The organism is Roseburia sp. AF15-21, from assembly GCF_003479505.1.
Taxonomy (GTDB): domain Bacteria; phylum Bacillota; class Clostridia; order Lachnospirales; family Lachnospiraceae; genus Roseburia_C; species Roseburia_C amylophila.
On sequence record NZ_QUHG01000012.1, the window covers coordinates 62,300 to 85,450 of the forward strand.

The 23,151-nt window shown below is 36.8% G+C and carries 22 protein-coding genes and 1 tRNA gene; 13 read left to right on the top strand and 10 right to left on the bottom strand.

Annotation, left to right across the window (positions count from 1 at the left end):
- Nucleotides 1-455: 455 nt before the first annotated feature.
- Together DWW33_RS13935 and DWW33_RS13940 are read right to left on the bottom strand one after the other, a co-directional pair.
- On the bottom strand, nucleotides 456-1,109 hold the full coding sequence (locus DWW33_RS13935) for a response regulator (protein WP_117842298.1): 654 nt from the start codon (nucleotides 1,107-1,109) through the stop codon (nucleotides 456-458).
- Nucleotides 1,102-2,124 carry a sensor histidine kinase gene (locus tag DWW33_RS13940; RefSeq protein ID WP_117947867.1) on the bottom strand — a complete coding sequence of 341 codons (1,023 nt, stop codon included), beginning with the start codon at nucleotides 2,122-2,124 and terminating at the stop codon, nucleotides 1,102-1,104. The genes DWW33_RS13935 and DWW33_RS13940 overlap by 8 nt, the downstream gene beginning before the upstream one ends.
- Nucleotides 2,125-2,276: 152 nt before the next feature.
- On the opposite strand from DWW33_RS13940, the gene DWW33_RS13945 reads away from it, so the two are divergent.
- On the top strand, nucleotides 2,277-3,221 hold the full coding sequence (locus DWW33_RS13945; protein ID WP_118639716.1) for an alpha/beta fold hydrolase: 945 nt from the start codon (nucleotides 2,277-2,279) through the stop codon (nucleotides 3,219-3,221).
- A 243-nt stretch (nucleotides 3,222-3,464) separates the two neighbouring features.
- Here the strand turns inward: DWW33_RS13945 and rsmG are convergent, their stop codons facing one another.
- The 8 genes from rsmG to rpmH all read right to left on the bottom strand — a co-directional run bounded on the left by rsmG (nucleotide 3,465) and on the right by rpmH (nucleotide 10,313).
- Nucleotides 3,465-4,187, bottom strand: a complete 723-nt coding sequence (gene rsmG, locus DWW33_RS13950; RefSeq protein ID WP_118173656.1) for a 16S rRNA (guanine(527)-N(7))-methyltransferase RsmG — start codon at nucleotides 4,185-4,187, stop codon at nucleotides 3,465-3,467.
- A gap of 21 nt (nucleotides 4,188-4,208) precedes the next feature.
- Nucleotides 4,209-6,086 (bottom strand): tRNA uridine-5-carboxymethylaminomethyl(34) synthesis enzyme MnmG, encoded by a 1,878-nt coding sequence (mnmG, locus tag DWW33_RS13955; protein ID WP_118173657.1) that lies wholly within the window; start codon nucleotides 6,084-6,086, stop codon nucleotides 4,209-4,211.
- A gap of 30 nt (nucleotides 6,087-6,116) precedes the next feature.
- Nucleotides 6,117-7,502: a tRNA uridine-5-carboxymethylaminomethyl(34) synthesis GTPase MnmE gene (gene mnmE / locus DWW33_RS13960; protein WP_118173658.1), complete on the bottom strand. Its 1,386-nt coding sequence runs from the start codon at nucleotides 7,500-7,502 to the stop codon at nucleotides 6,117-6,119.
- 119 nt (nucleotides 7,503-7,621) lie between these two features.
- The gene (gene jag, locus DWW33_RS13965; RefSeq protein ID WP_118173659.1) at nucleotides 7,622-8,245 is read right to left on the bottom strand and encodes an RNA-binding cell elongation regulator Jag/EloR; all 624 of its coding nucleotides are present in this window, start codon (nucleotides 8,243-8,245) and stop codon (nucleotides 7,622-7,624) included.
- 15 nt (nucleotides 8,246-8,260) lie between these two features.
- Nucleotides 8,261-9,532, bottom strand: coding sequence for a YidC/Oxa1 family membrane protein insertase (locus tag DWW33_RS13970; protein ID WP_199535058.1), 1,272 nt, complete (start codon nucleotides 9,530-9,532; stop codon nucleotides 8,261-8,263).
- A gap of 16 nt (nucleotides 9,533-9,548) precedes the next feature.
- Nucleotides 9,549-9,764 carry a membrane protein insertion efficiency factor YidD gene (gene yidD / locus DWW33_RS13975; RefSeq protein ID WP_022242297.1) on the bottom strand — a complete coding sequence of 72 codons (216 nt, stop codon included), beginning with the start codon at nucleotides 9,762-9,764 and terminating at the stop codon, nucleotides 9,549-9,551.
- 24 nt (nucleotides 9,765-9,788) lie between these two features.
- Nucleotides 9,789-10,112 carry a ribonuclease P protein component gene (gene rnpA / locus DWW33_RS13980; protein WP_022242296.1) on the bottom strand — a complete coding sequence of 108 codons (324 nt, stop codon included), beginning with the start codon at nucleotides 10,110-10,112 and terminating at the stop codon, nucleotides 9,789-9,791.
- Between the two features lie 57 nt (nucleotides 10,113-10,169).
- Complete coding sequence (rpmH, locus tag DWW33_RS13985) at nucleotides 10,170-10,313, bottom strand: 50S ribosomal protein L34 (protein WP_022242295.1); 144 nt, start codon at nucleotides 10,311-10,313, stop codon at nucleotides 10,170-10,172.
- A gap of 478 nt (nucleotides 10,314-10,791) precedes the next feature.
- Between rpmH and dnaA the strand changes: the two genes are divergently transcribed.
- The 12 genes from dnaA to DWW33_RS14045 all read left to right on the top strand — a co-directional run bounded on the left by dnaA (nucleotide 10,792) and on the right by DWW33_RS14045 (nucleotide 22,992).
- Nucleotides 10,792-12,141 carry a chromosomal replication initiator protein DnaA gene (gene dnaA / locus DWW33_RS13990; protein ID WP_118173660.1) on the top strand — a complete coding sequence of 450 codons (1,350 nt, stop codon included), beginning with the start codon at nucleotides 10,792-10,794 and terminating at the stop codon, nucleotides 12,139-12,141.
- A gap of 272 nt (nucleotides 12,142-12,413) precedes the next feature.
- Nucleotides 12,414-13,526: a DNA polymerase III subunit beta gene (gene dnaN, locus DWW33_RS13995; RefSeq protein ID WP_117699187.1), complete on the top strand. Its 1,113-nt coding sequence runs from the start codon at nucleotides 12,414-12,416 to the stop codon at nucleotides 13,524-13,526.
- A gap of 29 nt (nucleotides 13,527-13,555) precedes the next feature.
- Nucleotides 13,556-13,765 (top strand): RNA-binding S4 domain-containing protein, encoded by a 210-nt coding sequence (locus DWW33_RS14000; protein WP_022242292.1) that lies wholly within the window; start codon nucleotides 13,556-13,558, stop codon nucleotides 13,763-13,765.
- The gene (gene recF / locus DWW33_RS14005; protein ID WP_022242291.1) at nucleotides 13,762-14,853 is read left to right on the top strand and encodes a DNA replication/repair protein RecF; all 1,092 of its coding nucleotides are present in this window, start codon (nucleotides 13,762-13,764) and stop codon (nucleotides 14,851-14,853) included. The genes DWW33_RS14000 and recF overlap by 4 nt, the downstream gene beginning before the upstream one ends.
- Before the next feature lie 27 nt (nucleotides 14,854-14,880).
- The gene (gene gyrB / locus DWW33_RS14010; protein ID WP_118639717.1) at nucleotides 14,881-16,797 is read left to right on the top strand and encodes a DNA topoisomerase (ATP-hydrolyzing) subunit B; all 1,917 of its coding nucleotides are present in this window, start codon (nucleotides 14,881-14,883) and stop codon (nucleotides 16,795-16,797) included.
- A gap of 12 nt (nucleotides 16,798-16,809) precedes the next feature.
- Entirely contained in the window at nucleotides 16,810-19,404 is a 2,595-nt protein-coding gene (gyrA, locus tag DWW33_RS14015) for a DNA gyrase subunit A (protein ID WP_117947859.1), read from the top strand.
- A gap of 74 nt (nucleotides 19,405-19,478) precedes the next feature.
- Nucleotides 19,479-20,282 (top strand): putative ABC transporter permease, encoded by an 804-nt coding sequence (locus DWW33_RS14020; RefSeq protein ID WP_118057781.1) that lies wholly within the window; start codon nucleotides 19,479-19,481, stop codon nucleotides 20,280-20,282.
- Between the two features lie 42 nt (nucleotides 20,283-20,324).
- Nucleotides 20,325-20,789: a hypothetical protein gene (locus DWW33_RS14025; RefSeq protein WP_147404729.1), complete on the top strand. Its 465-nt coding sequence runs from the start codon at nucleotides 20,325-20,327 to the stop codon at nucleotides 20,787-20,789.
- A gap of 11 nt (nucleotides 20,790-20,800) precedes the next feature.
- Nucleotides 20,801-21,646, top strand: coding sequence for a fumarate hydratase (locus DWW33_RS14030; RefSeq protein WP_118639718.1), 846 nt, complete (start codon nucleotides 20,801-20,803; stop codon nucleotides 21,644-21,646).
- A 1-nt stretch (nucleotide 21,647) separates the two neighbouring features.
- Nucleotides 21,648-22,160: a GNAT family N-acetyltransferase gene (locus DWW33_RS14035; RefSeq protein ID WP_118088421.1), complete on the top strand. Its 513-nt coding sequence runs from the start codon at nucleotides 21,648-21,650 to the stop codon at nucleotides 22,158-22,160.
- Nucleotides 22,161-22,220: 60 nt separating this feature from the next.
- Complete coding sequence (locus DWW33_RS14040; RefSeq protein ID WP_117842284.1) at nucleotides 22,221-22,778, top strand: Fe-S-containing hydro-lyase; 558 nt, start codon at nucleotides 22,221-22,223, stop codon at nucleotides 22,776-22,778.
- 126 nt (nucleotides 22,779-22,904) lie between these two features.
- Nucleotides 22,905-22,992 (top strand) — tRNA-Ser (locus DWW33_RS14045).
- The last annotated feature ends 159 nt before the right edge of the window (nucleotides 22,993-23,151 follow it).

The window sequence follows — 23,151 nt, forward strand, 5'->3', positions numbered from 1 at the left end:
AAATTTCAGTTTTCTATTATTTTATCTGTACCGAACTTGTTTTATTATAACACTATAACACTTTCATTTCCAGTAAATCCACGTAGAAATGAAAGTAATTTTTTCTATTATTTTCTCTGTTTTTACTTTTGTTTTTTACATAAATTTGAACAAAGAATGTACCTTGGCACATTCTCGTGCCTGCGTTGGTCGCTTGCAATATCTGCCTTATACACCGCAGTATTCATTCTCGCAGAGAGTTTTTTTGCTTTATAGGAAAGCAATTTTCTGTAAAGCAAAAAAATGTTTCACGTGAAACATGAAACATTTTCTTTCATAATATAGTAGACTAATTTTTTTATTCATACTAAATATTGTATCTATTTTATGTTTCACGGACGTTCTTTTACTAATGTTTCACGTGAAACATTTTATCAAAATACCTCTATTATGTTGTATATCAATTACTATTTATTCTAACTTATCTTATTTCGAATAGCGAATACTGCAGCCTGTGTTCTATCTTCCACATCTATTTTTCTAAATATATGGGAAATATGATTTTTTACTGTTCGTTCACTGATTGTCAACTCATCAGATATTTTCTTATTGCTACATCCTTCTGAAATCAATCGAAGTACATCTAGTTCTCTCTTAGTCAGACATTCTATTTTTTCTTTATCTAAAGCATAATCTTCCATACTTTCATTTAGTGCAGGAAGAAGACTTGGCTGAATATAAGTATTTCCAGAAATAACCACATCAATTGCTTCTTTTAATTCATCATAACTGGAATCCTTTAATAAATATCCATCAATGCCGATATCAACAGCTTTCAATAAATATTCGACTTCATTATGTACTGTTAATATCAATACCTTTACTGGAATTTTATTCTGTTTTATATATTCTAATACTTCAATGCCATTTTTCTTAGGCATATTTATATCTAATAAAAGTATATCTGGATGAATCTTCTTATTTAATAAATTCAGACATTCTTCACCATCATTTGCCTCTGCAATTACTTTCATCGTACCATCCAGTTCCAGTAATTGTTTCAAGCCTTCCCGAATCATCATATGATCATCTGCTATGATTATTTCTATTTTATCTTTCACTTTACTCATTTTCTTCCTCCTCAACAAAGTTTGGTACACGAATACTTATTGTAGTACCCTTTCCTTCTTCACTTTTTATCTGAATCTCACCTGATAAAAGATGAACTCTTTCTTTCATAATAGATAAACCAAAACCGGAATTTTTTGTTTTTGCAACTTTCTTTTTTGTATTAAATCCAATACCATCATCTTCAATTACAAGTGAAATATCATTTTCAGTATATTCTAATACAACACATATTTCTTTTGCATCAGCGTATTTCAATGCATTCGTGCATGCCTCCTGCATAATTCTTAATAAAGACAATGCAACAACAGGTTTCACGTGAAACGGTTTTCCTATTATAATATATTCTATCTTCCGGTTCCACTCCTGCTCAATTTTTGCAATAGCATGTTTCAGTGTTACATCTATTCCTATATCATCTACTGACATTGGTCTGAGGTTATATATCATTTTCCTTGTATTGCTTATCACATTGCGAATATTATCAAGTACATTTGATAATTCCATTTTACAACGCTGCGAATCCATATCCATTACACGCATAGAAAGTTCTATCTTATGAAGCATACTGGTAAGATCTTGTACTGTAGAATCATGTAAATCTCTTGCAATGCGCTGTCGCTCCATTTCCTGTGCTTCTAATAACTGAATCTTATATTCTGCATTATCTTCTTCCTGATATTGCTGGGCAATTGTCTCCTTTTCCCTCTCACATTGAATAATAGATTGACACTCTTCCAAACGACGTTGTACATCATATAACTTGTTCTGTAATTCAGACTTTTCTCTAATAATATTTTTCTGCTGTACTTTTAGCTCATTAATTTTTTCCTTATTACGGGCATTCACTGTTCTTGGAGTAAACGCTTCATAATTTGGATCATTTATTTCATCCAGAAGTTCAATAAATTTTATATTTTCTTTTTCTGTATTTTCTAAAGAAATAATTTTCTTTTCTGTCTCTCTCTTTTGATCTATCAGTTCCTTCTGAATTTTCTCCAGATATTCTCTAATCATAGCCCCTCCTAGAACATATGTTCTTATGTGGTATACATAATAATTGTAAACTATTTTTTTCTATCTGAAAAGTCTTATTCTATGATTTTAATTGTAAAGCAGCATATTTTTGTTTATAATAAAAGTATCATAAACTTTAGGGAGGAATTACGATGAACAGGAATCTGAAAAAAGTAATCGGCATCACTACTACTGCTGTTGCCGGCATGTATATTATAAATAGAATTGTAGATTATACTGCAGGACAAAAAAATCTTTTAACTACCGAAGAAGGAAATATATATCACTGGAAAAATGGTGACGTCTTCTATACTGTTTCCGGTAAAGGAACTCCGGTTGTTCTGATTCATGAACTGAATCCTGCTTCTTCCGCCAAAGAATGGAGTAAGATTGTACACCGCCTGGAAAAGAAACATACCGTCTACACTATCGACCTGCTTGGCTGCGGCCGTTCTGAGAAACCAGGTATTACCTATACCAACTTCCTATACGTACAGTTAATTAATAATTTTATCCACGACATTGTAAAAGAAGCGGCAAATATAGTCGTAACTGGTATTTCTTCTTCTTTTGTCATTATGGCACAGACAATGGAGCCGGATAACTTTAAAAAAATTATTCTGGTTAATCCATCTGACATCAATATCATCAAGGAAATGCCTACGAAAGAGACAAAGGCTGCCAAAACTATTTTAGAGATTCCGATTCTTGGTACCTTTATCTATAACCTGATTATGCATCACAAAAGAATCCGCAATTACATTGAAAGTAAATATTTCTTCAAGAAAACATTCCTTTCATCCAAATTAGAAGATACTTACTTTGAATCTGCACACAAAGGAAACAGTGCCGGAAAATATCTGCTTGCCAGCACCAAAGGAAATTATGTCAATATTGATATCAGCAATGCTGTGAAAAAAGCAGACAATCTCTACATCATTTCCAGTAGAGAAAGAAATAATGCCGTAGCTATTACAGAAAAATATCTTCACTTAAATAAGAATATTGAAGCAACCTACATTTCCAATTCCAGATATCTTCCCCAGCTTGAAACACCGGATAAATTTAAAGATATTGTTTTAATGTTCTTACAATAATAAAACCAGTCATTGAAAACAACGTATAAATCTTTAAAGGATAACAAACGAAAATTTGTTATCCTTTTTATTTACGCGAGTAGCGAGAAAAATCGCATGCTTGCATGCAGATTTGGCGAGCACCGCGATAACTCGAGAAACTCGCAAAGCGTGTTTCTCGTAGTTTACGCAACTAGCGAGAAAAATTATGATAGAAAAGAAGGAACCAAACATGTTTTCAGTAGTTTAATCTAATTTTAATTTTTACTTTAAAGGGCTTTTTGATGGAGTTCCAGCCTTACGTGGATATGCTTTTGGTGTCGCATGAACCTTATTAATTACCACAAAAGAACGTTTAATGTCACTATCCGGCAGTGTAAAGTGAATTACATCCTCTATCTCGCCGCCCAGCACGAAAACTGCCTTCTTTGCATCCTTCAGCTCATCTTCCACCTCTCCAGACTTATAAGAGATAAATTTGCCGCTTGTGTGGATAAATGGTAGGCAATATTCACTTAATGTGGATAAATTAGCAACTGCTCTGGAAACACATAAATCAAAGGATTCCCGATAATCTTTTCTTTTAGAAAGCTCCTCTGCTCTTCCATGAACCGTTTCAATATCCTTCAGATTAAGTGCTTCCATAACTTCATTTAAGAATAATAACCTTTTATTCAAGGAATCCGCCAGAGTAATCTTAAGCTCCGGAAACATAATCTTAAGTGGGATTCCAGGAAAACCGGCTCCGGTTCCCAAATCCAACAAAGTAAGCGACTTCTTTAAGTCCATCACCTGGCAAAGAGAAATACTGTCTAAAAAATGTTTCTCCACAACATCCTCAAATTCTGTGATTGCAGTAAGATTCATTACTTTATTCTTTTCTACCAGCATTTCATAGAAAGTCAGGAACTGTTGCTCTTTCTCTGCAGTAAGTTCTAAATTCCAATCTGATAGAATATTTCTCATTTTTGTAAAATCATATGCCATAAGATATCCTCATTCTTCTTCCTATTTTTTTACCTGTTCCATATAGACTAACAACATCGTAATATCTGCAGGTGATACACCGGAGATTCTTGAAGCCTGTCCAATGGAAACCGGACGATAAAGCTTTAACTTCTGTCTTGCTTCGATACGAAGGCTGTCTACTGCATCATAATCAAAATCATCCGGAATTTTCTTATTTTCTAATTTTTTAAAATGCTCCACCTGTTTAATCTGACGTTTGATATATCCATCATACTTAATATTAATATTAACCTGTTCCTGTACTTCTTCCGGAAGCTCCGGTCTGCCTTCATCAATTGGAGCTAGTTTTTCATAATCCAGTTCCGGTCTGCGAATCAGTTCGGTAAGACGGGTTCCGGTATTCAAAGGAGTACTTCCATATTTCTCTAATAGCTTCTGCACATTCTCTTTAGCACCGATTGTTACTGACTCTACCCGGTTTATTTCATCCTGAATTAATTTTTCTTTTTTTACTACCCAGTCATATCTTTCCTGAGAAATGAGTCCGACCTGATAACCATATTTACTAAGACGAAGGTCTGCATTATCCTGACGCAGTAATAAACGATACTCGGCACGGGATGTCATCATCCGATATGGCTCATGATTCTCCTTAGTAACCAGATCATCAATTAACACTCCGATATAGGACTCGGAACGATGCAATACAAGCTGTTCCTTCTCTTTTACATATAAAGCTGCATTGATTCCAGCAACAATACCCTGGGCTGCAGCTTCTTCATAGCCGGAACTTCCGTTAAACTGGCCGCCGCTGAACAATCCCTTGATATTCTTAAACTCCAGCGTAGGTAACAACTGGTTTGGATTGATACAGTCGTACTCAATAGCATATGCATTTCTTACAATCTTCGCATGCTCCAGTCCCGGAACCGTATGATACATTTCATATTGAACATCCTCTGGCAGGGAACTGCTCATTCCACCGACATACATTTCATTGGTATTTAAGCCTTCCGGCTCCAAAAATACCTGATGTCTTTCCTTATCGGCGAATTTTACCACTTTATCCTCAATGGAGGGGCAATATCTAGGACCCGTTCCTTCAATAACACCAGCATAGATTGGTGAACGGTCGAGATTTGCACGGATAATCTCATGAGTTTTTGGATTTGTATAGGTAAGCCAGCAGGATGCCTGCTCTATCTGAACACTTTCCGGGTCTGTAGTAAAGGAAAATGGTACTACTCTCTCATCACCGGTCTGCTCGGTCATTTTACTGAAATCAATACTATTCTTATCCATTCTTGCCGGAGTTCCTGTCTTAAAGCGGAACATTTCTACTCCATGGGCTTTTAAAGAATCTGTAAGATGATTAGCAGGCTGTAACCCATTCGGTCCTGTATAATTAATCACATCTCCATAGAGACATCTTGCCCGAAGATAAGTTCCGGTACACAATACAACAGCCTTACTGTGATAAATTGCTCCGGAAAATGTTTTAATGCCGGCAATCTTATTATCTTCTGTGATAATTTCAGATACTTCCGCCTGTCTTATGGTAAGATGTTCAGTAGACTGCAACGTTTTCCGCATTTCCATACTATAAGATGCCTTATCTGCCTGGGCACGAAGAGAATGCACTGCAGGACCCTTAGATTTATTTAACATCTTCGACTGAATAAATGTTTTATCAATATTAATTCCCATTTGTCCACCCAAAGCATCAATTTCACGAACCAGATGTCCCTTGGAGCTTCCACCAATGTTAGGATTACAAGGCATCATCGCAATACTGTCTACACTTACTGTAAATATAATGGTTTCGAGTCCCATTCTGGCACAGGCAAGTGCTGCTTCACAACCTGCATGGCCTGCTCCAACCACACACACATCATATGTCTCTTCGATTACCGACATTTCATTATCCTTCTTTCTATCTAAATATAATTATTTACCCATACAGAATTTACTGAAAATCTCATTAACCAGATCATCTTCTACTGCTTCTCCGATAATAGTACCCAGTTCTTCATAAGCATTCATAAGGTCAATGGAATAAAAATCTTCCGGCATTCCATTTTCTACACTCTGTTTTACTAACTTTAAGCTCTCTACTGCCTGAATCAATGCGTTTTTATGTCTAATGTTAGTAATATATACTTCATCGTTAAATGAAATCGTTCCATGGAAAAACATTTCCGTAATGGTTTCTTCTAATACATCAATTCCAAGATTTTCTTTTGCAGAAATAGCTATCATCTTATGATCTGCACCGGATAATTTTTCTTTGATCTCATCTTCTCCGGTTACCTGGATTAAATCAGATTTGTTCAATAAAATGATGGCTTTCTTCTCCCGGATGGCATCTATAATCTTTTCGTCATTTTCATCCAATGCAGTAGAAGTATCCACTACATAGATAATAAAATCAGCTTTATCCACAAGGAATAGTGCTTTATCCACACCAATCTTCTCTACCACATCCTCAGTACTTCTGATTCCAGCGGTATCCATGATATTAAGCGTAATGCCATTTAAATTAATCTGCTCTTCCAATACATCACGAGTAGTTCCAGCAATATCCGTTACAATTGCCCGCTCTCTTCCTACCAGCGCATTTAATAAAGAAGATTTTCCGGCATTCGGCTTTCCGACGATCACTGTATTAATACCTTCCTTTAAAAGGCTGCCATTTTCCGAAGATGCAATCATCTGATTCATCTTCTGCATCAGTTTCTCTATTATAATAAGAAGATTCTCTCCATATCCATCAATACTGATATGCTCCGGATCATCTAAAGCAGACTCAATAAATGCAATCTCATGTATGATTTTACCACGAATTTCTTTGATTTTCCCTGTAAGAGCTCCGTTTAACTGCTGCATGGAGCTTTTCAATGCAAAATCATTTTTTGAAGAAATGACATCCATGACAGATTCTGCCTGGCTTAAATCAATACGACCATTCAAAAATGCACGCTTGGTAAACTCTCCCGGTTCTGCCGGTCTTGCTCCATTTTTCAGCACTACTTCTAAAATACGCCGCATCACAAGTGTTCCACCATGGCAGTCAATTTCTACTGTATCTTCTCTGGTATAACTGTTCGGTGCCCGCATCAGAAGAACCATTACTTCATCTATTATTTCATCTTCATCATAAATATGGCCATAATGAATCGTATGACTCTTGCACTGTGATAATAGCTTGTTTCCTTTTTGTGACCGGTATATCTTATCAATTACATCAAAAGCATCTTCTCCACTGATACGGATGATTCCAATTCCTGAATTCGTCATGGCGGAAGCAATTGCTGCAATAGTCTCTGTTTTCATAGAAATCTCCTTAATATAAGAATTCTTATATTATCTGTGTAATATATAAGAGTTATAAAACGGTATAATTATATCATTTTATAACTCTTATGAAATCATTTTCTTATAAAATTTTTAAATTATTTTTTTAATGTAACAACTACATGACGGAAAGGTTCTTCTCCCTCGCTGTGGGTTTCTACATATCTGTCTCCCTGCAATGCAGAATGAATCACTCTTCTTTCGAATGGATTCATCGGCTCTAAAGATACCGGACGTTTTGTTCTCTTAACCTTATATGCAATATTCTTTGCAAGATTTTCCAAAGTATCTTTTCTTCTCTGACGGTAATCTTCAGTATCAAGCTTAACTTTGATATATCCATCCGAATGTTTATTAACAGCAAGATTTGTAAGATACTGAAGAGAATCTAAAGTCTGTCCTCTCTTGCCAATCAGCAGTCCCATTTCTTTACCGCTTAATTCTACTTCATAGACCTTATCATCTTCTGCTTTCTTAATATCAATGGTAACTTCCATATTCATAGCAGAAAATACATTTTCCAAAAACTCACGGATATTATCTACCGTATCATTCTTCTTCCGTGCCTTGATGATTGCACGTTTACTCTTGATACCAAGAAATCCGGTAGAACCCTTCTCAATAACTTCTACCTCAATCTTGTCACTGGTAGTTCCAAGCTTAATCGAAGCCTCTGTAATTGCATCATCCACTGTTTTTGCTGAAACTTCAATAAATTCCATTGTATATTACCCCCTCTATTTATTGTTTCTTTCATTGAATTCACGTACTCTGTTAGCTTTAGAAGCAAGGCTTCCTGCTTTTGCATTACTTCTTACCTCTGCTGCATGCTCTAAAGCTTCTTCCTTTTCTTCTTTTGTCATAGTACCTGATTCAATAACATTTGCTTTTGTACTCATCTTTGCAGCATTAGCAATCTGATTTTCAATCAGACCCATTTTCTTTTCACGCTTTGCTTTTGCTTTTTCCTGATTAGCTTTCATAATAGCATCCCAGTCCATCTTATCAAGACGTTTGTTGATACCCCACTGCTGGATACTACGAACAAGAGCACTTGCAATCCAGTAAATACCAAGACCAACCGGTACAGTGAAACACATTACAAATGAGAATAATGGCATCATAAGATTCATGGTTTTCATCTGCTGTGCCATTGCATCATTTTCACCGGTAGAAGCGGTAGGCATTAATTTAATATTTAATCTCTGTGTCAGGAAAGAAATAACCGGAATCAGTAATGCACCAATAGCAAGTAAATAAGCTCCTGACTTAAAGCCTGTTGTCATAATATTCCATGGGCTGTTTGAAATGTTAAGACCAAGGAAATAGTTTAACTTCTCTAAGGATTTCTCAGTTGCATCCAGATTAGTAAGATTACCAAATACTTTTGTTAACTCACTCCATCCGGAAGTATTCATCTTATATAAAACATCAACAATATAATTATGAAGAACATTTGTATCCGTAGCAGTAAAATCAACAGATAAACCTGCAATTTTAATTTTATCAACAAAGCTTGTCATCTTATCCGCAAAGCCATCAACAGACATAATCTCTGTAACAAGAGCAGAAAACTTTTCTTTTACAGCCGGTACATATGCCGGTACATTTAAGAATACACGATATAAAGCAAACAGAATCGGCATCTGGATTAACATCTGGATACAGCTTCCAGTCGGTGAAACACCATATTTCTGGTAAACCATCTGTGTCTCTTCCTGCATCTTCTGCATGGAAACCTGGTCTCTTTTGCCATTATATTTTTTCTGGATAGCCTGAAGTTCCGGATTCATCTTCTGTGAAAGCTTTGAAAACTTCTGCTGTTTATAGGTTAATGGAAAAAGACATGCATAAATAATCAAAGTTAAGATAATGATGCAAAGTCCGATATTTTCTATTCCAAACAAACTGTTCAGCACATAATAGATTCCATTCATAATCCATCCTAAGACCTTCGCAATCGGTCCGAGAATCTTACCATTGTACTGAGTTAAAATGATTTCTGACACTTAACGTACCTCCTAATCATGGAACCGGGTCATATCCGCCTTTTGAAAAAGGATTACATCTTAATATCCTCCAGAGAGCCAGTGCTCCCCCCTTTACTGCACCATACTTTTCCACGGCAATCAGACCATAAGTAGAACAGGTCGGGCAATAAGGGCACTTTGTTGTTTTCATTGGTGAAAGATATTTTCTATAAAATTTAATGATTGCAATTAAAATTTTTTTCAAAATCATTCCATCTTCTTTTCGATATTATCTTTAAATAATTCCATGAAGATTCGAAAGATGTAGCAATGAACTCTTTAACTTGTGATAACCTTCATTTTTTGCTGACACCCTTACGATGACTACAATGTCCCAACCACTATGAAACATCTCTTCGTGCAGTCTGTAACTTTCTCTTAATAATCTCGTCAGATGATGTCTTACTACACTATTTCCTACTTTTTTACTGACGGAGATTCCAATTCGATTCGATTCCAAACCATTTTCCAGAACATACATCACCAGATACTTGTCCGCATAAGACTTACCATTGCGATATACATTCTGGAAATCTTTGTTTTTCTTCAATGAGTCCATTTTTCAATCCTTAAAAAAGTCTTGTAATAAGAAGAAAAAGACCACAAAAGTTGTGGCCTATGCTGATAATTTCTTTCTTCCTTTTAATCTTCTTGCAGCCAATACTTTTCTTCCGCCTGCTGTACTCATTCTTTTACGAAAACCATGAACTTTATTTCTCTGTCTGTTTTTTGGCTGAAATGTCATCTTACCTTTATGCATAATAATCCACCTCCTCTATGCTAGAAAACATCAGTACAATTATAACAAAAAAACCTGTCAAGTCAAGTAAAACCTGCATTTTTCGGTAATTAATTTTTATACTACTATATATATAAGGAAGAAACTATTTTTAATCTATATCTAGTATCCATTTTCTTCCTTCCATACCATAAAATTTATATATCAAAATTTTATGAACAGGTTATCCACAATTGTTCATAACCTGTTCATAACCTGTAGATAATTTAAGGATAACTTGTTGTTAAAATGACCCTGCCTTAATTTTGAATAGCTTTTTCCGCTAAAATAAAGGCTTTTTTATCCACTTTATTCACATTAGGCTTATCACCTATACCTTTAAAAGTTCTCATTGATAATTTGCCCCATTTAGTTTATTATTAAAAGAGTAGGATTCTATATAATGCTATAAATATGAGAAGCTTTAAAAAGCTTAAATAATAGAAACATGGAGATTTTTATGGAACAGATCATTGAAAAATGGGAAGAAATTTTAAGAACTGTCAAGGAAGAGCATGAACTTACTGACATTTCTTTTAAAACCTGGTTAGAACCACTGAAGGTATTTGATGTCAAAGACAATACTTTATACATACTGGTACCGGATGAACAGATGGGGCTTAACTACATTACCAAGAAATATACACTTCCTATTAAAGTAGCAGTCGCTGAAATTATTGGAAAGGATTACGAAATCGAATTTGTACTGCCGGAGCAGGCAAAATCCATGCGTACACCGAAACCGATGGCTTTCGTAAATGCAGAGAGTATTGACAAATCCAGTTTGAATCCAAACTATACCTTCGATACTTTTGTTGTTGGAAATAATAACAAACTGGCTCATGCAGCTTCACTGGCTGTTGCAGAATCTCCGGGAGAAGTCTATAACCCACTCTTTTTATATGGAGGCGTAGGACTTGGTAAAACACATTTGATGCATTCCATCGCACATTTTATCCAGTCCAATAACCCAGATGTGAAGATTTTATACGTTTCTTCGGAAACTTTTACCAATGAACTGATTGAAGCCATCCGAAATGGCAATAATACAGCTATGACAAAATTCCGTGAGAAATATCGTAATATCGATGTACTTTTAATCGACGATATCCAGTTTATTATAGGAAAAGAAAGTACACAGGAAGAATTTTTCCATACCTTTAATGAGCTTTATCTTGCTAAGAAACAGATTGTTATTTCTTCTGATAAGCCGCCAAAGGATATGGAAACATTAGAAGAACGTATCCGCTCCCGTTTTGAATGCGGTCTGACTGCTGACATCGGTTCTCCGGATTATGAAACCAGAATGGCAATTCTGCGAAGAAAAGAAGAAATGGATAATTTCCATTTAGATGATGAAATTTTAAAATACATTGCTACTAATATTAAGTCTAATATCAGGGAACTGGAAGGTGCTTTAAATAAACTGCTTGCCTACTCCAATCTCGAACAGACTGAGATTACCATGGAAGTAGCCATGAAAGAGCTTCAGAATATTATTTCTCCGGACAAGCCGAGGGAGATTACTCCACAGCTTATTATTGATGTGGTATGCGAACATTTCCATATTACAAAAGAGCAGATGATTTCTAAAAGCCGCAGCAACGATATTGCAAAGCCGAGACAGATTGCCATGTATCTTTGCAAAAATATGACTGGGGTTTCCTTAGAAAATATTGGAGAACTCTTAGGAGGAAGAGATCATTCTACCGTAATTCATGGTATTAATAAGGTAGAAGCTGAATTACAGACTAATGAAGCAACCGTAAATCTCTTAAATACCATTAAGAAAAAAATTAACCCAAATTAATTTATGCACAGGGTTCTGTTTATAATTTGTGAACTAGCTGTGGAATGGCTTTGGATAACTAATTATGTTAACTTTACATAAAAATTTATTCACTTTTTATTAAGACACAATCCGCAGTCATTTAAACAGGTTATACAGTAACAAAATTCTTTTAAATGCTTATGAATTAAGGGTTGCAGAGGTTATTCACTTATTAACATCCCCTAAGAATAAGACGTTTAATTTCTTTTTAAATATTATATTTATATATGTCGAAAGGAGTTATGAACAACATGAAAATCATCTGTTCAAAATCAAATTTACTTTATGGTGTAAACATTGTTTCCAAAGCCGTACCAACCAGAACGACCATGGCTATCTTAGAATGTATCTTAATAGATGCTTCTGCCGGTGAGATTAAATTAACTGCCAATGATATGGAACTTGGAATCGAAACAAAAATAGAAGGAGAGATTGAAGAAAGAGGAATTATCGCATTAGATGCAAAAGTTTTTTCTGATATCGTAAGAAAGCTTCCTGACAATGAAGTTGTAATCGAAACAGACTCTTCCTTTAAGACAACCATTACCTGTGAAAAAGCAAAATTCAATATCATTGGAAAATCCGGTGAAGATTTTTCTTATATTCCATATATTGAAAGAAATGAAGAAATCAGCATTTCACAGTTTACTTTAAAAGAAGTAATCCGCCAGACAATCTTTTCTATTGCAGATAATGATAATAATAAGCTGATGACAGGAGAATTATTTGAAATCAATGAGAACAGCTTAAAGGTTGTATCACTGGATGGCCACCGTATTTCAATCCGTAATATAGAACTGAAAAATAATTATGAGCATAAGAAAGTGGTTGTTCCTGGAAAGACTTTACAGGAAATCAGCAAGATTCTCCCGGGAAATGCTGACGAAGATGTCAGCATGTATTTATCAGACAACCATATTGTATTTGAATTTGGCAATACCACCGTTGTTTCCCGTCTGATTGAAGGCGAGTATTTTAAGATTGAACAGATGCTTTCTTCTGATTATGAGACAAAGGTTAAGATTAACAAACGTGAATTATTAGACTGTATCGACCGTGCTACCCTTTTAGTAAAAGAGGGAGATAAGAAGCCGATTATCATGAATATAACAGATGATAAGATGGAATTAAAAATCAATTCTTTCATTGGTTCCATGAATGAAGAAATTGATATTACCAAAGATGGAAAAGATATTTTAATTGGATTCAATCCGAAATTCTTTATCGATGCCCTTCGTGTCATTGATGAAGAAGAAGTAACCCTTTATATGGTAAATCCAAAGGCACCATGTTTTATCCGGGATGAAAATGAGACCTTTATCTATCTGATTCTTCCGGTAAACTTTAATGCAGCTGCAAACTAGGATTTGCAGAGGCAGGAAGAGAGGCAATCATGCAGGAAATTAAGCTGCGGGATGAATATATTAAGCTGGGACAGGCGTTAAAAGCTGCCGGAGTCGTAGACTCCGGAGTCACTGCCAAGCTCGTAATATTAGATGAAAAAGTTAAGGTAAATGGCGAAGTTGAAGTACAGCGTGGCAAGAAATTATATGATGGAGATGTAGTGGAAGCTTTGGGCGAAACCATAAAGATTGTAAAATGATAATAAAGTCCATTGAACTTAAGAATTTCCGTAATTATGAAGAGTTAAATCTGAATCTTGACGGTGGAACCAATATTTTATATGGGGACAATGCCCAGGGAAAGACCAATATATTAGAATCCATTTATGTCAGCGGAACAACGAAATCCCATAAGGGAAGCCGCGACAAAGAAATGATTCGTTTTGGTGAAAATGAGGCACATATCCGTACTATGGTAGAAAAAAATCAGATGAGTTATCAGATTGATATGCATCTGAAGAAGAACCGTTCCAAGGGAATTGCCATTAATGGTGTGCCAATCCGCAAGGCAAGTGAGCTTTTCGGTGTGCTGAATATGGTATTTTTCTCACCGGAGGATTTAAATATTATCAAAAATGGTCCTTCCGAGCGCAGAAGATTTTTAGATTCGGAAATCTGCCAGCTGGATAAAATTTATCTTTCTGATTTAACCAAGTATAATAAAGTTTTAAATCAGCGCAATAAGCTGTTAAAAGATATGGTATTTCATCCGGATTTGGAAAATACGTTATCCGTGTGGGATATGCAGCTCATTTCTTACGGCAGGCGGATTATCAGCCGGCGCCGGAGATTTGTAGAAGAATTAAATGAAATTGTCCGGGGCATCCATGAAAGCATTTCCGGTGGCAGGGAGCAGCTGACGCTGACGTATGAACCGGATATCGAAGAAGCTTTTTTTGAAGATGAATTAAACCGGGCAAAGGAAAAGGACAGAAAATACTGCAGTACCTCCGTGGGACCCCACAGAGATGATATTTCCTTTTTTATCGGAGATATCGATATCCGTAAATTCGGTTCCCAGGGACAGCAGAGAACTTCTGCTTTATCACTGAAATTATCAGAGATAGAGCTGGTGAAAAGATGTATCCATGATACACCGGTACTTCTTTTAGATGATGTGCTTTCCGAACTGGACAGTAACAGGCAGAATTATCTGCTTAATAGTATACATGATATTCAGACGGTCATTACCTGTACCGGTCTGGATGAATTTGTAAGAAACCGCTTCCAGATTGATAAAATATTTGAAGTCATAAGCGGAACAGTAAGTGAAAAAAATGAAATGTAAAATAATCCGTGAATAGGAGGAATACAGATGAGTACGGAATACGGAGCAGACCAAATTCAGATTTTGGAAGGTTTGGAAGCAGTAAGAAAGAGACCTGGAATGTATATTGGAAGTACCTCTGTGAGAGGACTTCACCATCTGGTATATGAAATTGTGGATAACTCTGTCGACGAAGCACTGGCAGGTTATTGTACCCATATTATCGTTACGATTAATAAAGACAATTCCATTACAGTAGAAGATGATGGACGTGGAATTCCGGTAGGAATTAACCACAAAGCAGGTATTCCTGCGGTAGAAGTAGTATTTACTGTATTGCATGCCGGCGGAAAATTCGGCGGTGGAGGATATAAGGTATCCGGTGGATTACATGGTGTAGGAGCATCCGTTGTAAATGCACTTTCTAACTGGCTGGAAGTACAGATTTTCCACGATGGAAAGATTTATAAACAACGTTATGAACGTGGACATACCATGTATCCACTGAAGGAAGTCGGAAAATGTGATATAAATAAAACCGGTACTACTGTAACCTTTTCTCCGGACGGAAGCATTTTCGAAGAAACCGTATATGATTTTGATACATTAAAGCAGCGTTTAAGAGAGACTGCATTTCTGACAAAGAATCTTAGGATTACACTTCGTGATGACAGGGAAGAGCCTGTAAAAGAACGGGTATTCCATTATGAAGGCGGTATTAAGGAATTTGTAACTTACTTAAATAAGAGCAAGGAAGCATTGTATCCGGAGGTTATTTATTGTGAAGGTGAAAAAAACGGGGTTCTTGTTGAAGTTGCTATGCAGCATAACGATGCATATAACGAAGCTACGTACAGCTTTGTCAATAACATCATCACGCCGGAGGGTGGAACACATCTGGCAGGTTTCCGTAATGCGCTTACCAAAACTTTTAATGAATATGCGCGGGCGAATAAGATTTTAAAGGATTCTGAGACGGCACTTTCCGGTGATGATATCCGTGAAGGTTTAACTGCTATTGTAAGTATTAAGATTGAAGAGCCTCAGTTTGAGGGACAGACCAAGCAGAAGCTTGGTAACAGTGAAGCAAGAGGAGCCGTAGACAGCGTAGTAAGTGAGCAGCTTACATACTTTTTAGAGCAGAATCCTCAGGTTGCAAAGACCATTTGTGAAAAATCACTTCTGGCACAGCGTGCAAGAGAGGCAGCGAGAAAGGCAAGAGATTTAACCAGAAGAAAGACTGCATTAGAAGGAACCTCACTTCCTGGAAAATTAGCAGACTGTTCTGATAAGGATCCGAAAAACTGCGAAATTTTCATCGTCGAGGGAGATTCCGCCGGCGGTTCCGCAAAGACTGCAAGAAGCCGTGCAACCCAGGCAATTCTTCCACTTCGTGGAAAGATTTTGAATGTAGAGAAAGCAAGACTTGATAAAATTTACGGAAATGCTGAGATTAAAGCCATGATTACAGCATTTGGTACCGGTATTCATGAAGATTTTGATATCAGTAAATTAAGATATCATAAGATTATTATTATGACCGATGCCGATGTGGATGGTGCCCATATCAGTACCCTGATGCTTACTTTTATTTATCGCTTCATGCCGGAATTAATCAAACAGGGCTATGTATATCTGGCACAGCCGCCACTTTATAAGATTGAGAAAAATAAAAATGTCTGGTATGCCTACAGCGATGAACAGCTCAACAATATCTTAAAAGAGATTGGACGAGACGGTAATAATAAGATTCAGCGATACAAAGGATTAGGAGAAATGGATGCCGAGCAGCTTTGGGAGACAACCATGGATCCTGAGAAGAGAATCTTACGTCGTGTTGTAATGGATGAAGAAGAAGCATCTGAAATTGATGTAACATTCAACACCTTAATGGGTGATAAAGTAGAACCAAGACGTGATTTTATTGAAGCAAATGCGAAGTATGTCCAGAACCTGGATATCTAGGAGGAAAAATAGATGGATGACAAGATATTTGACCAGATACATGACGTAGACTTAAAGAAAACGATGGAAACATCCTATATAGACTATGCCATGAGTGTAATTGCAGCCCGGGCTTTGCCGGATGTAAGGGATGGTCTGAAACCGGTACAGAGACGTGTACTGTTTTCCATGATAGAGTTGAATAACGGTCCGGATAAGCCACATAGAAAATGTGCCCGTATCGTCGGAGATACCATGGGTAAATATCACCCACACGGAGACAGTTCAATCTATGGAGCATTGGTAAATATGGCACAGGACTGGTCTACCAGATATCCATTGGTAGATGGTCATGGTAACTTCGGTTCTGTAGACGGTGATGGAGCTGCGGCAATGCGATATACCGAAGCAAGACTTTCTAAGATTTCCATGGAAATGCTTGCTGATATTAATAAAGATACCGTTGATTTCATGCCAAACTTTGATGAGACCGAGAAAGAGCCTGTTGTACTGCCATCAAGATTTCCAAATCTTTTAGTAAATGGTACAACTGGTATTGCGGTAGGTATGGCAACCAATATTCCGCCACATAACTTAAGAGAAGTTATCAATGCAGTAGTAAAAATCATTGATAATGAAGTAGAGCAGGATCGTGGAACCGATATTGAAGAGTTATTAGATATTGTAAAAGGACCTGATTTTCCAACCGGTGGAATGATTCTTGGTACAACCGGAATCAACGAAGCATACCGTACCGGCCGTGGAAAGATTCGTGTCCGTGCAGTTACCAATATTGAGCCGATGAACAATGGAAAGAACCGTATTATTGTGACGGAGCTTCCATATATGGTAAATAAAGCCAGACTCATCGAAAAGATTGCAGAGCTGGTAAGAGATAAGAAAATTGACGGAATCACAGATTTACGTGATGAATCAGACCGTCAGGGTATGAGAATCTGTATTGAGCTGCGTCGTGATGTAAATCCAAACGTAGTATTAAATCTGTTATATAAACATACCCAGTTACAGGACACCTTTGGTGTTATTATGCTGGCACTTGTAAATAATCAGCCGAAAGTCTTAAATCTTCTTGATATGTTAAACTACTATCTGATGCATCAGAAGGAAGTTGTAACAAGAAGAACGAAATATGATTTAAACAAGGCAGAAGAAAGAGCTCATCTGTTAGAGGGTTTACTGATTGCCTTAGACCATATTGATGAAGTAATTTCCATTATCCGTGGAAGTAAGACAACACCGGAAGCAAAAGAAAAATTAATGAACCGCTTCGGACTCAGCGATGCACAGGCACAGGCTATTGTAGATATGCGTCTGCGTGCACTGACAGGTCTGGAACGCGAGAAAATTGAAAATGAATATAAGGAATTAGTAGCAAGAATCGCAGAATTAAAAGCAATCCTTGCAGATGAGAAGAAGCTTCTTGGTGTTATCAGAGAAGAAATTCTTCTGATTGCAGATAAGTATGGAGACGAAAGAAGAACATCTATCGGATTTGACGAATATGACATTTCCATGGAAGATCTGATTCCGGTAACCAATACGGTAATCACCATGACAAAATTAGGATATATCAAGCGCATGAGCGTAGATAATTTCCGCAGCCAGCATCGTGGTGGTAAAGGAATTAAGGGAATGGAGACCATTGAGAACGATTATATCGAAGAACTTCTCATGACAACTTCCCATCATTATCTGATGTTCTTTACCAACAGCGGAAAAGTATATCGTATGAAAGCATACGAAATTCCGGAGGCAGGAAGAACAGCCAGAGGAACCGCAATTATCAATCTGCTTCAGCTTCAGCCGGGTGAGAAAATTACCGCAGTTATTCCGATTAAGGAATACAAAGAAGGTGAATATCTCTTTATGGCAACCAAGAATGGTATTGTGAAGAAGACACCAATCTGCGAATATGCAAATGTCCGTAAGACAGGCCTTGCAGCAATTAACCTTCGTGATGATGATGAACTGATTGAAGTAAAGAAGACAGATAACAATAAAGATATCATCTTAGTAACCAAATATGGCCAGTGTATCCGTTTCCATGAAACAGATGTAAGAAGCACCGGTCGTGTATCCATGGGTGTTATCGGTATGAATTTAGCAGACAGCGATGAAGTCGTAGGAATGCAGTTAAATACCCAGGGTGATGCACTGATGATTGTATCTGAAAAAGGTCTTGGAAAATGCACCCTGATGTCTGAATTCTCACCACAAAACCGTGGCGGTAAGGGCGTGAAGTGCTACAAGATTACCGAGAAGACCGGTAATATCATCGGTGTCAAAGCCGTAAATCAGGATAACGAAATAATGCTGATTACCACAGAAGGAATCATCATTCGGATTCCGGTAAATGGAACAGCACTTTTGGGCAGAGTAACATCCGGAGTAAAACTGATTAATGTAAATGACGGAGTAACTGTAGCCAGCATGGCTAAGGTAAAAGAAGATAAATCCATTATGGAAAATGATATTCCGGAGCCGAAACAGCCAGAAGGTGTTATTGTAGAAGAAGATGAAGATGCATCAGCATCGGAGGAAGAGCTGATATCCAAGGAGCTTGGTGAATTAATAAACCGCGCAGAGCAGGATAGCGAAGAAGAATAAAAAACTTTATAAAAAAGAGGGCGGAATCACTGTATCATGATTTCGCCCTTTCAAAAAATAATGGGGGATTAAAGATGCCACAGACATTTTATGAAGTACTATGGATTTTTATTATTTATGCATTTATTGGATGGTGCAGCGAAGTATCATATGCAGCATTGGATAGGGGAATCTTTGTAAACAGGGGATTTTTGAACGGACCGTACTGTCCAATTTACGGATGTGGAGTATTAATCGTGGTTGTGTTACTGACACCATTAAAGAAAAATTTGCTGATATTATATTTAGGTTCCTTCCTATTGACATCAGTTTTGGAATTTATAACAGGATTCGTAATGGAAAAAGTATTTCATAATAAATGGTGGGATTACTCGGATAAACCCTTTAATATAATGGGATATGTATGTCTGAAATTTTCAATTTTCTGGGGATTGGCTTGTACCTTTATTATGCTGATTATTCATCCGATTATTTACGGATTCATTCATCTGATACCGCATATTGTGGGGGTGGTATTACTTATAATTATAATGACCGGATTTGCCATTGACGTAGTAGTAACGGTATCTACTATTGTGAAGTTCAACCGCAGGTTAAAGGTAATGGATGATATTGCAGCAAAAATTAAAGTATTGTCCAACCAGATTGGTGAAAATATTTATGAAAATGTAGAAGAAGCACTGGAAAAATCTGCAGAATTTAAAGAAGGGCATGCAGAAAAGATAGAAAAACTCGAAAATCTGCGTCATAAATATGATGAACTTTTATCCAAAAAGAATGCAGTATCCAGCCGTCTGATGAAAGCATTCCCGGATATGAAATCAAAACATCATAACGAGATTTTGCAGAAATTAAAGAAAATCAATATAAGAAAGTAGGAAAATATGAAACCGAAAATAAAAACAGGGATAAGCGCAATCATGATAATAGGATGGATATTTGCAGGGCTGGGTTCTGTCTTTTTAATAATGGGAATCCTTTTTCTGACACAGTCCGGTAAAGAGGAAGCCTTTAAAATGTTAGGACTCATCTTTGGCGGAACCGGACTATTCTTTTTCCTGATTGGTGTCATTTTTTTGATATTGCATTACAATAATAAAAGCAGCTTAAAGAAAATTGTAGATAACGGCTATTACATTATGGCAGAAATTTCAAATATAGATATGAATTATAATGTAAACGTAAATGGCAGATGCCCTTATGTGATATATGCCAGATATCAGGATATGAATGGCTGCATCCATACATTTCACAGCCGCAACATTTTCTTTTATCCGGCGGGAATGATGAAAAATAATATGGTAAAAATTTATACAAGACCGGATAATTTTAAAAAATACTATATGGATATCGATGAGATTTTACCGGAAGTACAGATGCATTAAAGGAGACAGAAATGATAAGAACAGTAAAAACAAGTGAAATAACAGAAAATATCAAAGAAATGTGCATTGAAGCAAATTATTATTTATCCAGGGATATGGATGCAGCAATGAAAAATGCGGCTGCAATGGAAGAATCTGAACTAGGACAGAAAATATTAAATCAGTTACAGGATAATCTTGAAATTGCAGATAAAGAGCAGATTCCGATTTGTCAGGATACCGGAATGGCAGTGGTATTTATTGAAGTTGGACAGGATGTTCATTTTGAAGGTGATGCTATAGAAGATGCCATTAATGAAGGAGTGCGTCAGGGATATGTGGAAGGATATCTTCGGAAATCCGTCGTAAAAGACCCACTGATTCGTGAAAATACCAAAGATAATACTCCGGCAGTTATACATTATTCCATTGTGCCAGGCGATAAAGTGAAAATGACTGTTGCACCAAAGGGATTCGGCAGTGAAAATATGAGCCGCGTCTTCATGTTGAAGCCTGCAGAAGGAATCGAAGGTATTAAAAATGCCATCATGACTGCAGTAGCTGATGCAGGTCCAAATGCCTGCCCGCCAATGGTAGTAGGCGTTGGAATCGGAGGCACCTTTGAAAAATGTGCGATTCTTGCAAAAAAAGCATTAACCAGAAGCGTAGATTCCTATTCTGAAATACCTTATGTAAAAAATCTGGAAATAGAAATGTTAGATAAAATTAATAAGTTAGGCATCGGACCGGGCGGATTAGGCGGAACAACTACAGCTTTAAAGGTAAACATCAATACATACCCGACACATATCGCAGGACTTCCGGTGGCAGTGAACATCTGCTGTCATGTAAACAGACATGTGGTAAGGGAGATTTAAAATGAACGCAATTGTAATAGAAGGAAAAGAATATCATTTTAAAATGGCACATCCGGAAAATACAGAAGAAATACTGTCTTTATATCAGAGTGCCATGGGAACAGAAGGCTGCACCTGGGATGAAACATATCCAAGCCGGGAGACCATTGCAAAAGATTTTGCAAATCAGGCATTATTTATAATAGAAGATAATGCCCATAAAATAGCCGGAGCAATTTCAATTGATGAAGATACGGAAGTAAATGCATTAACCTGCTGGTCGAAGCAGTTAGAGCCATCCGCTGAGTTGGCTCGTCTTGTCATAAGAGAGACAGAACAGAATCATGGACTGGCACGCATTATGATTCAAAAGACCATGGAAGAATTAAAAAAAAGTGGCATGAAAGGTGTGCATTTTCTGGTAAGTAAGACAAATGAACGGGCAATGCGTTCCTATCAGAAATTGAATTTTACAAAATGTGGTGAATCGGATCTTTATGGAGAAGACTGGTGGTGCTACGAAAAGGCATTATAATAGATTTATTATAAAAGCTGGTAAATATCATTATTTATTATAGAAAGAACAGGTGATAGAATGGATAAATATATTACAACACCGATAACAGAAGAAAAGACAGCGGAGCTTCATGCAGGAGATTATGTATACATAACAGGAACGATTTATGTGGCAAGAGATGCAGCTCACAAGAGAATGATGGAAGTCTTAGAAAGAGGAGAAGAACTTCCGATAGACATTTTAGATTCCACAATCTATTATATGGGACCATCACCGGCAAGAGAGGGAAGACCAATCGGTTCCGCAGGTCCGACCACTGCAACCCGTATGGATAAGTATGCACCAACCCTATTGGATTTGGGTGAAAAGGCAATGATTGGAAAAGGAAAACGTTCCAAAGAAGTCATAGATGCCATCATCCGTAATAAAGCAGTATACTTTGCAGCAATCGGCGGGGCAGGCGCACTTCTTTCTAAATGTATTACCAAATCAGAAATTGTCTGTTATGAAGATTTGGGAGCGGAAGCCATCCGCAAGCTGGAAGTAAAAGACTTCCCGGTAATAGTTGTGATAGACAGAGATGGCAACAACCTCTATGAAACAGCAATAGAAAAATATAAGAAAATCCAGCTTTAAAATGCTCTAAAAAAATAAGTGAAAAATAATTTGAATTTGTGATTGACAAAGTGAAATAGTTTTAGTATTATTATCTATGCGTCATGTACGCAGACAACATCATATTTATTTGGAAAGTTCAGATATGGAGAAATACTCAAGAGGCTGAAGAGGCGCCCCTGCTAAGGGTGTAGGTCGGGCAACCGGCGCGAGGGTTCAAATCCCTCTTTCTCCGCTTTTTCCAAAGATAAAGAAATTTATTTTTTTTGGAAAAAGTTGTTGACAGATAAGAAATAAGATGTTATACTAAATGAGTTGTGTCTGAGAGATACAATAAAGAACCTTGATAACTGAACAGTGAAATAACCTTGAAAGATTTTGAGAAAAACGTAAT

What these genes read in the sequence shown, in the direction of transcription:
- DWW33_RS13935 (WP_117842298.1), bottom strand. Translation starts at nt 1,109, where the DNA reads ATGAGTAAAGTGAAAGATAAAATAGAAATAATCATAGCAGATGATCAT.
- DWW33_RS13940 (WP_117947867.1), bottom strand. Translation starts at nt 2,124, where the DNA reads ATGATTAGAGAATATCTGGAGAAAATTCAGAAGGAACTGATAGATCAA.
- DWW33_RS13945 (WP_118639716.1), top strand. Translation starts at nt 2,277, where the DNA reads ATGAACAGGAATCTGAAAAAAGTAATCGGCATCACTACTACTGCTGTT.
- rsmG (WP_118173656.1), bottom strand. Translation starts at nt 4,187, where the DNA reads ATGGCATATGATTTTACAAAAATGAGAAATATTCTATCAGATTGGAAT.
- mnmG (WP_118173657.1), bottom strand. Translation starts at nt 6,086, where the DNA reads ATGTCGGTAATCGAAGAGACATATGATGTGTGTGTGGTTGGAGCAGGC.
- mnmE (WP_118173658.1), bottom strand. Translation starts at nt 7,502, where the DNA reads ATGAAAACAGAGACTATTGCAGCAATTGCTTCCGCCATGACGAATTCA.
- jag (WP_118173659.1), bottom strand. Translation starts at nt 8,245, where the DNA reads ATGGAATTTATTGAAGTTTCAGCAAAAACAGTGGATGATGCAATTACA.
- yidD (WP_022242297.1), bottom strand. Translation starts at nt 9,764, where the DNA reads ATGATTTTGAAAAAAATTTTAATTGCAATCATTAAATTTTATAGAAAA.
- rnpA (WP_022242296.1), bottom strand. Translation starts at nt 10,112, where the DNA reads ATGGACTCATTGAAGAAAAACAAAGATTTCCAGAATGTATATCGCAAT.
- rpmH (WP_022242295.1), bottom strand. Translation starts at nt 10,313, where the DNA reads ATGCATAAAGGTAAGATGACATTTCAGCCAAAAAACAGACAGAGAAAT.
- dnaA (WP_118173660.1), top strand. Translation starts at nt 10,792, where the DNA reads ATGGAACAGATCATTGAAAAATGGGAAGAAATTTTAAGAACTGTCAAG.
- dnaN (WP_117699187.1), top strand. Translation starts at nt 12,414, where the DNA reads ATGAAAATCATCTGTTCAAAATCAAATTTACTTTATGGTGTAAACATT.
- DWW33_RS14000 (WP_022242292.1), top strand. Translation starts at nt 13,556, where the DNA reads ATGCAGGAAATTAAGCTGCGGGATGAATATATTAAGCTGGGACAGGCG.
- recF (WP_022242291.1), top strand. Translation starts at nt 13,762, where the DNA reads ATGATAATAAAGTCCATTGAACTTAAGAATTTCCGTAATTATGAAGAG.
- gyrB (WP_118639717.1), top strand. Translation starts at nt 14,881, where the DNA reads ATGAGTACGGAATACGGAGCAGACCAAATTCAGATTTTGGAAGGTTTG.
- gyrA (WP_117947859.1), top strand. Translation starts at nt 16,810, where the DNA reads ATGGATGACAAGATATTTGACCAGATACATGACGTAGACTTAAAGAAA.
- DWW33_RS14020 (WP_118057781.1), top strand. Translation starts at nt 19,479, where the DNA reads ATGCCACAGACATTTTATGAAGTACTATGGATTTTTATTATTTATGCA.
- DWW33_RS14025 (WP_147404729.1), top strand. Translation starts at nt 20,325, where the DNA reads ATGATAATAGGATGGATATTTGCAGGGCTGGGTTCTGTCTTTTTAATA.
- DWW33_RS14030 (WP_118639718.1), top strand. Translation starts at nt 20,801, where the DNA reads ATGATAAGAACAGTAAAAACAAGTGAAATAACAGAAAATATCAAAGAA.
- DWW33_RS14035 (WP_118088421.1), top strand. Translation starts at nt 21,648, where the DNA reads ATGAACGCAATTGTAATAGAAGGAAAAGAATATCATTTTAAAATGGCA.
- DWW33_RS14040 (WP_117842284.1), top strand. Translation starts at nt 22,221, where the DNA reads ATGGATAAATATATTACAACACCGATAACAGAAGAAAAGACAGCGGAG.